This is a genomic window from Bradyrhizobium sediminis (assembly GCF_018736105.1).
Classification (GTDB): Bacteria; Pseudomonadota; Alphaproteobacteria; order Rhizobiales; family Xanthobacteraceae; genus Bradyrhizobium.
Genome location: NZ_CP076135.1, coordinates 3,341,358 through 3,353,283, shown reverse-complemented (window position 1 = coordinate 3,353,283; position 11,926 = coordinate 3,341,358). Strand labels below are relative to the sequence as shown.

The 11,926-nt window shown below is 63.5% G+C and carries 11 protein-coding genes; 7 read left to right on the top strand and 4 right to left on the bottom strand.

Features of this window, described 5'->3' with window-relative positions; all coding sequences use genetic code 11:
• The first annotated feature begins 99 nt into the window (after window positions 1-99).
• Together KMZ68_RS16075 and KMZ68_RS16070 are read left to right on the top strand one after the other, a co-directional pair.
• Complete coding sequence (locus KMZ68_RS16075) at window positions 100-867, top strand: VWA domain-containing protein (RefSeq protein ID WP_215612225.1); 768 nt, start codon at window positions 100-102, stop codon at window positions 865-867.
• A gap of 77 nt (window positions 868-944) precedes the next feature.
• A complete protein-coding gene (locus KMZ68_RS16070) occupies window positions 945-1,673 on the top strand; it encodes a DnaJ domain-containing protein (RefSeq protein ID WP_215612224.1) in 729 nt (242 codons plus the stop codon).
• Window positions 1,674-1,902: 229 nt separating this feature from the next.
• On the opposite strand, the gene KMZ68_RS16065 is transcribed toward KMZ68_RS16070, so the two are convergent.
• Window positions 1,903-3,729 (bottom strand): serine hydrolase, encoded by a 1,827-nt coding sequence (locus KMZ68_RS16065; RefSeq protein ID WP_215612223.1) that lies wholly within the window; start codon window positions 3,727-3,729, stop codon window positions 1,903-1,905.
• Window positions 3,730-4,136: 407 nt separating this feature from the next.
• Between KMZ68_RS16065 and KMZ68_RS16060 the strand changes: the two genes are divergently transcribed.
• Window positions 4,137-4,478 (top strand): phasin family protein, encoded by a 342-nt coding sequence (locus tag KMZ68_RS16060; protein ID WP_215612222.1) that lies wholly within the window; start codon window positions 4,137-4,139, stop codon window positions 4,476-4,478.
• Between the two features lie 75 nt (window positions 4,479-4,553).
• Here the strand turns inward: KMZ68_RS16060 and KMZ68_RS16055 are convergent, their stop codons facing one another.
• A complete protein-coding gene (locus tag KMZ68_RS16055) occupies window positions 4,554-5,912 on the bottom strand; it encodes a vWA domain-containing protein (RefSeq protein WP_215612221.1) in 1,359 nt (452 codons plus the stop codon).
• A gap of 504 nt (window positions 5,913-6,416) precedes the next feature.
• Here KMZ68_RS16055 and clpS point away from each other — a divergent pair.
• Window positions 6,417-6,749, top strand: coding sequence for an ATP-dependent Clp protease adapter ClpS (gene clpS / locus KMZ68_RS16050; protein WP_215612220.1), 333 nt, complete (start codon window positions 6,417-6,419; stop codon window positions 6,747-6,749).
• A 234-nt stretch (window positions 6,750-6,983) separates the two neighbouring features.
• Window positions 6,984-9,404, top strand: coding sequence for an ATP-dependent Clp protease ATP-binding subunit ClpA (gene clpA, locus KMZ68_RS16045; protein ID WP_215612219.1), 2,421 nt, complete (start codon window positions 6,984-6,986; stop codon window positions 9,402-9,404).
• Window positions 9,405-9,490: 86 nt separating this feature from the next.
• On the opposite strand, the gene KMZ68_RS16040 is transcribed toward clpA, so the two are convergent.
• Complete coding sequence (locus KMZ68_RS16040; protein WP_215612218.1) at window positions 9,491-9,850, bottom strand: PilZ domain-containing protein; 360 nt, start codon at window positions 9,848-9,850, stop codon at window positions 9,491-9,493.
• Window positions 9,851-10,010: 160 nt separating this feature from the next.
• Entirely contained in the window at window positions 10,011-10,184 is a 174-nt protein-coding gene (locus KMZ68_RS16035) for a hypothetical protein (RefSeq protein WP_215612217.1), read from the bottom strand.
• A 45-nt stretch (window positions 10,185-10,229) separates the two neighbouring features.
• On the opposite strand from KMZ68_RS16035, the gene KMZ68_RS16030 reads away from it, so the two are divergent.
• Entirely contained in the window at window positions 10,230-10,529 is a 300-nt protein-coding gene (locus KMZ68_RS16030) for a hypothetical protein (RefSeq protein WP_215612216.1), read from the top strand.
• 304 nt (window positions 10,530-10,833) lie between these two features.
• Entirely contained in the window at window positions 10,834-11,832 is a 999-nt protein-coding gene (locus tag KMZ68_RS16025) for a lytic transglycosylase domain-containing protein (protein ID WP_215612215.1), read from the top strand.
• The last annotated feature ends 94 nt before the right edge of the window (window positions 11,833-11,926 follow it).

Genomic DNA, 11,926 nt, shown 5'->3' with positions numbered 1-11,926 from the left:
GTAGTTCGACGTAACCTGCCGCAGGCCGGCGCGATGGCGGCGCATTGACCGCCCGCCGATCCCGGCCCACATAAGGCTCGCTGCAATTTGCGAGTGCTGATGTCAGGCGAACCCACCAAACCGAAATCCGCAGGCGAGGTATTCGCATCGCAGAAGGCTGCGTCCGGCAAGGCCGGTCCGCTGCCCGAGGCGAGGCCATCGGCTTCGGAAGATATCGCCGCCTTCGTCGCCAAGGCCCGCGCGATGTCGCCGCATGCGGCCGGCGCGCGGGGCCGGCTGGTATTCGCGCTCGACGCCACCATGAGCCGGCAGCCGACATGGGACATGGCTTGCGCACTGCAGGCCGACATGTTTCGCGAGGCGGCCTCGCTCGGCAGCCTCGATATCCGCCTCGTCTACTATCGCGGCCTCAACGAGTGCCGGGCCACCGGCTGGATCTCCGACAGCGCGCAACTGGCGAAGCTGATGGGCAAGATCGATTGCCGCGGCGGTAACACCCAGATCGGCAAGGTGCTGTCGGAAGCGCGGCGGGAGGCGGTTTCCTCCGGGGTGCGCGCGGTAGTGTTCGTCGGCGATGCCATGGAGGAAGGGGTCGACGATCTCTGCGCCAAGGCCGGCGAACTCGGGCTGCTCAAGGTGCCGGTCTTCATGTTCCAGGAAGGGCACGACACCGTCGCCGAGCAGGCGTTCCGCGAGATCGCGCGGCTGACCGGCGGCGCGTGGTGCAGGTTCGATCCTGGCGCCGCCGCGCAACTGCGCGAGTTGCTGCGCGCCGCGGCGGCCTACGCCGCCGGTGGACGCGAGGCGCTGCTGCGGCTGTCGAAGACCGGCAGCGGTGCGGCCAAACTGCTCGGCCAGATGAAGTGATCGGGTTTCCCCGCTTCCGGAGCGAAGCGGCGGATACCCGGCATGCTTTTTGTCGCTGACCCCACTATATTGGACGGATGCCAACCCTGATCGCCGGCGTCGTCGCCGTTATCCTGCTCTATTCGCTGCTGCAGATGTTTCGTGCGGCCAACCCGGTTATTTTGGCCCGCGCCATCAAGATCGGCGGCGGCATCGTGGCGCTTGCGGTGGCCGCCTTTACCGGCCTCAAGGGTGAACTGGCCGTGGCGATCCCGCTTGGCATCTTCGGCGCCGGGCTGCTCGGCTGGTCGCCGTTCGGGCCCTCGGGTTTCGGCAATATCGGCGGGATCTTCGGCGCCGGCGCGAAACGCTCCGCCGGGCAGACCTCGCGGGTCCGTTCGCAATACCTCGACATGACGCTCGATCACGACAGCGGCGAGCTGACGGGCCGGATTGTGGCCGGGCCTCACGCCGGCCATTCGCTGGACGAATTCGATCTGCCGCAGCTGACGGCGATGATTTCAGGCTTCGATGCCGAGAGCGTCGCGCTATTCGAAAGCTATCTGGACCGCCGGTTTCCCGCCTGGCGTCAGGACACGCAGGGACACGCGGCAGGGGGGCAGAGCCGCCCGGCGCCGAGCGGCAAAATGACGGACGAGGAGGCCTACCAGATCCTTGGCCTGCAGCCGGGGGCGGGGCGCAGCGAGATCGGAAGGGCGCATCGCGCGCTCATGAAGAAACTGCATCCCGACCAGGGGGGGTCTACGTACCTCGCCGCCCGTGTAAACGAGGCCAAGGATACTTTGCTTCGCACGCATCTAAGCTAACTCCGGGCAACGCACCAAACGCTACAAGCCGAGAGTCGCTTCTGGTCTTCTCCGTCCAACGCCCCGTTGCCGCCCGCCGTTGTCCGGCGTGGTCGATCTTTGGTCATTTAGTATTAACCGCAAATTCTTGACGAGAAGTTTGCAAGCGCAGGATTTGCCGTGCGATCCCGCCAAATACGAAAATGCCGGCGCGCGGCGCCGGCATCGCGACCTCAAACGAGGTGAGGGATCAGTTGCGTACGGTGATGCAGGAGATGTCGGAGCGCTTCAGGGTCCGGCATACCGCTTCGGCCTGGTCGCGGTCGAGGCCGGCAAAGCGGGCCCGGTACAGCTTCCGGTCACCCTTGGCGACCACCGGCTCGGTGAACGGCTCGGCCTTGGCCAACAGGCCGCGGGCCTGGCCGCGGGCGGCTTCGATACGCGCGCGCGCTTCGCTTTCGCTTTCCAGCGCACCGACCTGAACGATCCATCCGGTGTGGGCGGCGGCCGGCCTGATGGCGGCGTTCTGCTGAACGGTCTGCGGCTGCGCGCGGGGCGCCGGCTCGGCATAGGCCATCGCCTGCGAGGCGGGGGCGGGCGGGGCGCTCGCGGCCGGCAACACGCCGAGGATTCCGTTTCCGGTGCCGTGGTTGGCCGGCTGCGGCGGCATTTCGGGTTTGACGATTTCGGTCCTGGCGACCTGGGTCTTGGCGACCTCGACCTTGCCGGTTTCGGCTTTGGCGACCACCGCGCCGGAGGTCTCCGGGACTTCCACGCGCGCCGGTGGGATCGCATTGGTGACCGGGGTTGCCGGCTGCGCCGGACCGGCGGAGGCCAGTTTGATCGCTCCGGCCTTGACCTGGACCGTCTTGACCCGGACCGGCTTCATCGGCTCGGACGAGCCGGGGATCGCGGCGATCTGCTGGGTTTGAATGACGCCGTTGGTCAAAGGCGCGGGCTCGGCCTTGGCGCGCGGCGGCACGGCTGCGGCAGCGGCGGCGAAGATGGACGGCTTTGAAGCCGGCGCGATCGAACGGGTGGTAGGCGTTGCGGCGGGCTCCGACAGCGCGGCGGTAACCTGGACGGCAGCCTGGGGCGGCACCATCGGGGTCGGCCGCTCGACGGCCTCGGCCACATCCGCATTGGCGCCCGAGGCGTTGCGCTCGGCGATCGCGGCAACGGTGCGCTTGGTTGAAGCCTTTTCGAGATTTTCAGCAAGCAAATTGCGCATGATGGCGTCACGCGAACCGCCGCTGCGGCCTCCGAGCACCACGCCAACGAGGTGACGGTTGCCGCGGCGCATCGAGGTCACGAGGTTGAAGCCCGAGGCGCGGGTGTATCCGGTCTTGATCCCGTCGACGCCCTCGACGTTGCCGAGCAGGCGATTGTGGTTGCGGATCGAATGGCCGCGATAGTTGAACGATGCGGTGGCGAAATAGCGGTAATAGCGCGGAAAGCGGTCCTGGATGGCGCGGCCCAAGGTCGCCTGATCGCGCGCTGTGGTGATCTGCGCGTCGTTGGGCAGGCCGGAGGCGTTGCGATACACCGTCTTCGTCATGCCGAGCGCGCGCGCCTTGCGCGTCATCAACTGGGCGAAATCGTCTTCGTCGCCGGCGATGGCTTCCGCGATCACGACGGCCGCGTCGTTGGCGGAGCGTGTCACCAGTCCCTTGATGGCGTCTTCGACCCTGATGGTTTGACCCGGGCGCAGGCCGAGTTTGGTCGGCGCCTGCTCGGAGGCGTGCTCGGAAACTTCCATTTCGGAATCGAGCTTCAGCTTGCCGGCTTCGAGGCGCTCGAACAGCATATAGAGCGTCATGATCTTGGTGAGTGAGGCGGGATGCCGGCTGGCGTCGGGATTGTTGGCTGTCAGCGTCGCGCCGGAATTGGCGTCGACGATGATCGAAGCGAAAGCCGGGCTGTAGCTTTGCCGCGCCTCATGGTGGCGCACATGGTGCCGTCGATAGCGGCGGGCATCGGCGGCGTCGGTGGTGAAAATGACCGCAGTGGTGACGGTGGCCAGACCGAGTATGCAAACTCGCAAAATACGCGAGGAAGCCCAGGTTGTGCGAAGCATAAACTTCCCCGTCCCAATTTCCGTCTTGATCACCGGTTCGTGAGGCCAAATTATGCCCAACGGCCGGCAACGTTTCCCTGCTCGAAGTCCTTGTCCCGACCTGCATTTTTGCCGGAATGGCCGGTCAGGCCGCCGTTCTGGCTAAGACGCTGTTCACAAATAATTTTTCAGGTTGCTGTCCGGAACGCGAACAACTCCGGGAATCAGGTTAGGCGGGCTGAGTTTCCAAAAGATTAAGCAACCGTTGCTTAATCCCCAGGTGTTCGTGGCAAATTTCCCCTATTTGTGCGTTGCACAAAGATTCTTGACTTTATTGTGCGGTGCACTATACATAGGGCGTCAGGGAGCCGGGGACCTCCCGGCAGATCGACCGGTTCATCACACATCAGTCTGGGAAGGACTCCATCATGGTCAAAGTTGAAGACATTCAGCAGTACGGCAAAGAGCAGTTCGAGACGGTCGTTGCCTCCGCGACCACCCTGCAGAACGGCATTCAGGCGATCGCCAGCGCCTATGGCGATTACACCAAGAAGTCGTTCGAGGATACCAAGTCGATGGTCGAGAAGCTTTCCGGCGTGAAGTCGCTGGACAAGGCGATCGAAGTGCAGACCGAATTCGCGAAGTCCGCCTACGAGACCTTCGTGGCCGAGTCGCAGAAGATCGCCGGGCTCTATACCGATCTTGCCAAGCAGACCTTCAAGCCGTTCGAAGGACTGGTTTCGAAGTTCACCCCGGCGGCCACGCACTAAGCGCCGCTGACCTTTCAGGAATCAAAAAGCCCGGCCGCGTTGGCCGGGCTTTTTCTTGTTCGGATCGGCGAAGACTTATTTCGCGACGCGCAGTTTCGACAGCGAGGTCCCGATCGAGTTGAAGACCGATACGGTCTGGCTGGCCGAGGTCACCAGGAAGAACTTGTCGGTCGTGCTGGCGCAGTATTGCAGCACCGCGGAGACCGGGTCGGGCGGTGAGCCGGTATTGACGTGGACCGTGTAGATCGTGATGCCGGCGGCCTTGGCGTTGTCGCACAGGATCTTCTGGCGGGCGTCGATCTGGGACGCATTGCTGTACCAGCGATTCTGCGTGTTCAAACCGTCGGACAACAGGATGATGGCGTCCTTGTAGGTGTAGTTCGGGTCTTTGGCGGGCGCATTGAACGGCGCTCCAGCACCCAGCGTCATCCATGCCCATGCCAGGCCGATGCCCTGGTTGGTATTGCCGGTCGGCTCCAGGCCGTCGATCGACGTTTTCAGCTGGGTCCAGTTGTAGCTCAGCGGCATGATCGTTTGCAGATAGGGGTTACTGGTCGACTTGCAGTATGAATATTGTTCGGCCGGGAACAGCGTCGACGGAGTGGCCGAGGTCGGCGTCGTATTCATCGTGTCGTAATTCTGGTCGCGGTCGGTGAGGCAACCGCTCCAGGTGTTGTGGTTCGCCGGCGTCCAGTTCTTGCCGTTCGCCACGCAGGTGCTTTGCTTCTTGTATGTCGTGTTGCTGCACTTGCCGTTGACGGCGTCCCAGTCGGTCCAGTTGATCCAGGGCTCGTTGTAGTAGCTGGCGCCCATGTTGACGTCTTTGGCGAAGGGAACGATCGAAATGTAGATGTCGCCGGGAGTCTTGGCGAGCCCGCTCAATTGATCGATCAGGGCTTTGGCCGCCTGCTGCAGCGCCGGCATCTTGCCGTCCCACGCCATCGATCCGGTAACGTCGAGCGCCATCGCCACCCGCATCCGAACGTTGCCCCAGGCCGACGTGGAAGAGGTGTTGAAGCTCATGGTCGGAAAGCCGGCGACCTTCATGAACTGGGTCGTGATCGCGCCGGAGCCGTTGACCTGGACGGTGGAGCCCATGCTGGTGCTGGGCGTGTAGACCGCATTGATCGAAACGGAATTGGCGTCGGTATTGGTGTAGAGCGCGGCGAAATAGGCCTGAGCCTTGGCATTGATCAGGGATTGGTCGATGAGCCCTTCGGACAGGTCCTTCGAGAGCATCAGGGCGGTCGAGTCGAGCGCGGCCTGCATCGAGGAGCGCGCAGCATTGGCGCGGGTATAGTCGATCGCCGCGCCGATGAAGCTGATGATGGGCACGAGCGCGATGGCGAAGATCACCGCGATATTGCCCTGGTTGGCGGCGGCGAAGCGGCGGGCCGCTCCGCGAACCTGGCTGGCAATGGATGTAGCGGGCATGATTGTCACCGAAATGGGGGTTGCGCGGCCATTTCGGTTCGGGCGGCTAAACAGGTGGTGAATCCGTCCGGTGAAATCCGGCTCAATCCCCGGATAGGCCCGAATCGGCCGACGGAAGCATTTGCTATCCTCAATGTCCGCTAAACGGCCACCAGCCTGGCTTTGTCAAATCCGGCAGAATTGATTAACCTTGAGGGATCGCCGGGCCCAGGGAATCGGTCCGCCGCTGCTCGCATTTGGCTGAAATCTGCGTGCTTGCGGCGAGCCGAAGCCGGACCCATATTTGGAGCTATCGACCCAGCTGGTGGGGCCGAGCCGTCCGGGAGCGGCGATTGGAAAGTGTCTGGGAACCCGTTCGATGGCTCCGGAAGGGGACATCAAGCGAGGCCGTCTCCGGTCGCTGCCTGGTTTCCCGTGGGGATTTCGAACGCCTGTGCCATGCTGCAATTGAATTCCAGATTTGACTCCGCCGCCGCGCCCGCTGTCGCCGCATCTGCTCCCCGAATGGGCAATGATGAGAGCAATACCGGGGGGACCGGTGGCCCCGCCACGTCCGTCATCGCCAAGGTCAAGCCGAAGACCAAGCGCCCGAATCTCTATCGCGTGCTGATATTGAACGACGACTACACGCCGATGGAGTTCGTCGTTCACGTCCTCGAGAAGTTCTTCCAGAAGGACGTCGAAGCGGCGACCAAGATCATGCTCCACGTCCATCACCATGGAATCGGGGAGTGCGGGGTGTTCACCTACGAAATCGCCGAGACCAAGGTGACGCAGGTGATGGATTTTGCGCGCAAGCACCAGCACCCCCTGCAATGCGTAATGGAAAAGAAGTAGCGTCGCGCCCAAACCCGCCAAAATGGGAACGGGTTTTGCATCGTGCTGGGGGCGGGCCGGCGTCTGCAGTTCGCAGGAGCCGGTTTCGGGGCAAAAGTGCCGCATCCATCCGGAGCAAAAACCGCTCTTGCGGAACCGGCCTTTCGCCATGATCGTGCGTAACTATATGACAAAGGTTGTTGTTGCCTGACCGGGCAACGGCGATCATGATGGCGGGGGCCATAGAGGACGCGAATGCCAACTTTTTCTCAGAGCCTGGAACAATCCCTGCATCGTGCGCTCGCGATCGCAAACGAGCGTCACCATCAATATGCGACGCTGGAACATCTTTTGCTGTCGCTGATCGATGATAGCGATGCGGCAGCCGTCATGCGTGCCTGCGGCGTCGATCTCGACAAGCTGCGCACCAGCTTGGTCAACTATCTCGAGACTGAATTCGAAAATCTGGTAACCGACGGCGCCGACGATGCCAAGCCGACGGCGGGCTTTCAACGCGTGATCCAGCGCGCGGTGATCCATGTGCAGTCGTCCGGCCGCGAGGAAGTGACCGGCGCCAATGTGCTGATCGCAATCTTCGCCGAGCGCGAGAGTCATGCCGCTTATTTCCTGCAGGAGCAGGACATGACCCGTTACGACGCGGTCAATTACATCAGCCACGGCATCGCCAAGCGGCCCGGAGTCTCGGAGGCGCGCCCGGTACGCGGCGTCGACGAGGAAACCGAGACCAAGGGCAATGAGGATTCCAAGAAGAAGGGCGAGGCGCTCGATACTTACTGTGTGAACCTCAACAAGAAGGCGCGCGACGGCAAGATCGATCCGGTGATCGGCCGCAATTCCGAGATCAACCGCGCCATCCAGGTGCTGTGCCGGCGCCAGAAGAACAATCCGCTGTTCGTGGGCGAAGCCGGCGTCGGCAAGACCGCGATCGCGGAAGGACTGGCGAAGCGCATCGTCGACAGCGAAGTGCCCGAGGTATTGGCGGCGGCCACGGTGTTCTCGCTCGACATGGGCACGCTGCTGGCGGGCACCCGCTATCGCGGCGATTTCGAGGAGCGGCTGAAACAGGTCCTGAAGGAGCTCGAGGCGCATCCCAACGCGATCCTGTTCATCGACGAAATCCACACCGTGATCGGGGCTGGGGCCACCTCCGGCGGCGCGATGGACGCGTCCAATCTGCTAAAGCCGGCGCTGGCTTCGGGCACCATCCGCTGCATGGGCTCGACCACCTACAAGGAATACCGCCAGCACTTCGAGAAGGACCGCGCGCTGGTGCGCCGGTTCCAGAAGATCGACGTCAACGAGCCGACGGTGGAAGACGCGATTGCGATCCTCAAGGGTTTGAAGCCCTATTTCGAGGACTATCACCGGCTGAAATACACCAACGAGGCGATCGAGGCCGCGGTGCAGCTGTCGTCGCGCTACATTCACGACCGCAAGCTGCCGGACAAGGCGATCGACGTGATCGACGAGTCGGGTGCGGCGCAGATGCTGGTCGCCGAGAACAAGCGCAAGAAGACCATCGGCATCAAGGAAATCGAGACCACGATCGCGACCATGGCGCGGATTCCGCCCAAGAGCGTGTCGAAGGACGACGCCGAGGTGTTGAAGCATCTGGAACAGACGCTGAAGCGTGTGGTGTTCGGCCAGGACAAGGCGATCGAGGCGCTGGCCGCTGCGATCAAGCTGTCGCGCGCCGGCCTGCGCGAGCCGGAAAAGCCGATCGGTTCCTATCTGTTCTCGGGTCCCACCGGCGTCGGCAAGACCGAAGTGGCAAAGCAGCTCGCGGCCTCGCTCGGCGTCGAACTGATCCGCTTCGACATGTCCGAATATATGGAGCGGCATACGGTGTCGCGCCTGATCGGCGCGCCTCCGGGCTATGTCGGCTTCGACCAGGGTGGTCTGCTCACCGACGGCGTCGATCAGCATCCGCATTGCGTGGTGCTGCTCGACGAAATCGAGAAGGCGCATCCGGATCTCTACAACGTGCTGCTGCAGATCATGGACCACGGCCGGCTCACCGACCACAACGGCAAGCAGGTCAATTTCCGCAACGTGATCCTGATCATGACCACCAATGCCGGCGCCGCCGATCTGGCGCGTCAGGCGTTCGGATTCACGCGCAACAAGCGGGAGGGCGACGATCACGAAGCGATCAATCGCCAGTTCGCGCCCGAGTTCCGCAACCGGCTCGACGCCATCGTCTCGTTCGCGCATCTCAATCCCGATGTGATCGGCATGGTGGTCGAGAAGTTCGTGCTGCAGCTCGAGGCACAGCTCGCCGACCGCGACGTCACCATCGAGCTGTCGGATCCGGCCAAAGCCTGGCTGATCCAGCACGGCTACGACGAGCAGATGGGCGCGCGGCCGATGGCGCGGGTGATCCAGGAGCACATCAAGAAGCCGCTGGCGGACGAGGTGCTGTTCGGCAAGCTCAAGGGCGGCGGCCATGTTCGCGTCGTGCTGGTCAAGGACGAGGCGAGTGCGGAAGCCGGCGCCGAGAAGATCGGGTTCGAATTCGTCGAGGGCCCGGTGACGCCGAAACCGGAAAAGCTGCCGGGCACGCGCAAGCGCAACGTCCCGCGCAAGCCGAAACCGGGCGGTCCCGGCGGCGGCTCGAAAGGCCCGGCCTCGCGAGGTCCGCTGGTCAAGGTCTGAGCGGCCGATACCGCGAATTTGGAAAGCCGGCGTGTCGCAAGACCGCCGGCTTTTTTGATGGATCGAGCGCGCGTCGCGCGGGTGTTTCAGTCTTCGCCGATCAGCTCCTTGATGCGGCGCTGCAACTGGCGCTTCTTCTGCTCGCTCTTGCGCAAGCGCTCCTCGAGGTCGGAGACCGGCAGTTCGACGGGGGCTTCGTCGCGGAAGGCCACGCCGACGAAATTGTCGCGCCACCAGACGACTTTGGCGAGGAAGGAACGGCCTTTTCGCGCGATCTTCAGCGACATCTGCTGCTTGGGCAGCTTGACGACATTGCTGAACTCGAGATGAGCGCCTTTTTCGGAGATGTTGCGGACGACGCAATCCGTGGCCGCGCCATTGTCGCCGATCCCGGCGACGCCGCCATAGATGACCTTGTCGCGTCTGCTTTGGCGTCGTTCCGGCATCGGATAATCTCCCAATATGGAGGGAGGACTTTACCGGGGTTCGCCGCGCGCGAAAGCCCGCGCCCGGCACTATGCGGCGTTAACGTAAACTGACGATGGGCAGATCGGTCCGCATCCCGCAAAGCCGGCCGCTTCGCGAGACGCCCTCGGTGCAGCCGGTCTAGTTGTTCTGGCGTTTCAGGGCCGCGGCGACGGCTTCGTACTTCCCGGCGACGCCGCCCCCGACCACATAGAGGGTCGCGGAAAGCGCCAGTCCGACGCCGGCTGCGATAATGACAAATTCGAGTCCGGTGCCGCCGCCCTCGGCCGCAAGGAAAGCCCGGAACGTTTGCATGCTTCGCCGCATCGAGGGCCGCGCCATTCAATGCTCGGACAAGAGTTGAGCGATCCGGCTCTGCAATTCGCGCCGCTCGGACTCGCACCGCCGCAACCGCCGCGCCATATCGAGGCCAATCGGTTCGTTGCGCGATACCGGGCGGAACGTCAGACCGGCCAGGTTGGAATTGGCCCAGACCATCTTCGCGCGAAACGTGCGGTTCTTCTTCGGAATGAACAGATCGATCTCCTCCGGCAGCAGCGCCGGATTTTGAACTCGATCTTGGCGCCGTCGTCGGAAAAATTACGGACGATGCACTCGATCGTGGAGCGCCGCTCGTTGAAGGCGACCACGCCGTTGTAAATCACACGCGAGCGCTGGGTTTGGCGTTGTTCGATCATGTCCGCAGCCTCCGATTAACGAATTGCCAATCATATACCCGCGGTTGTCGAGCGTGGGAACGGTGAACTCTGGATTGCTGTTCTTAAGGTAAATCAGCGCGGCGGGATCAGGCCGCCGCTTCGGGCAATCCGCGCGCGATTTCCTCCTGCGCGTCGAATTCGCGCCGCAGCCGCGCCGGCGCCATCATTCTTGCGGATAGCTGCAGCTCGATAGCTGGATGGTGGGTTCCCCGTGTCAGGCTCGGCCTGCGATGAATAGAGCTATCATGCGAACAGTCACTGCCCTGCGACACGTGCTTTGCATTGTGATAGTGGCGCTGCTGCAGCCCGTGGCGCGGGCGACGGCCGAGGATGCGGCTGCCGGCAGCGAAGCGGCAAAGCCGGGCGCCGAGGGACCCGCCACAAGAGATGAGGATAAGGGCAGGGCCCAGAAGCCAGCGGACAACACGCGGGAAAGCGACACAAGCGAGGCGATGTGCCTGATGATCGAATCGGCGGCGAGGGCCAACGACCTGCCGCTCGAATTCTTTGCCCGCGTGATCTGGCAGGAGAGCCGGTTTCAATCCGATGCGGTCGGACCGGTCACGCGCAACGGCCAGCGCGCGCAGGGCATCGCGCAATTCATGCCGGGAACCGCCAGTGAGCGGCGGCTGCTCGATCCCTTCGATCCCGTGCAGGCGCTGCCGAAATCCGCTGAATTCCTGCGCGAATTGCGCGGGCAATTCGGCAATCTCGGGCTTGCCGCGGCTGCCTACAATGCCGGCCCGCGGCGGGTGCAGGAGTGGCTGGCCGGCTCCGGCATGATGCCGCAGGAGACGCGCAATTACGTCTCGGCCATCACCGGCGCGACGGTCGATGCGTGGGCGAGGCCCGGCACGAAAGACAAGTTGCCGGATCGTGCCCCGAACGCCTCTTGCCGCGAGTTGACGGCGCTGCTCAAGCGCGCGCCCAATCCCTTCGTCACCGAGCTTGAGCAGCATGTGAAACTCGGCGCGGCAAAACTCTGGGGCGTGCAGCTCGCCGCCGGCTTCAACCGCGACCGGGCGCTTTCGATGTATGCCCGCGCGATGAAGCGATTGAGCGCCGTGATCGGCGACCAGGACCCGAGCCTCCTGGGATCGACCTTCCGCAGCCGCGGCACCCGCACATTCTACCAGGTGCGGATCGGCGCCGACACGCGGCCCGCCGCCGACGAACTCTGCAATCGCATCCGCAGGGCGGGTGGGGCGTGTTTTGTATTGAGGAACATGAGGGGCAGGGGTTGAACCGGCGGCTGCATGCCAGCCCTGAGGTCGGGCTTCCTTGACGCAAGCCCCTTTCGTCAGCGTTATGCGCGCGCGACTCAAACTGGCAGGCTGC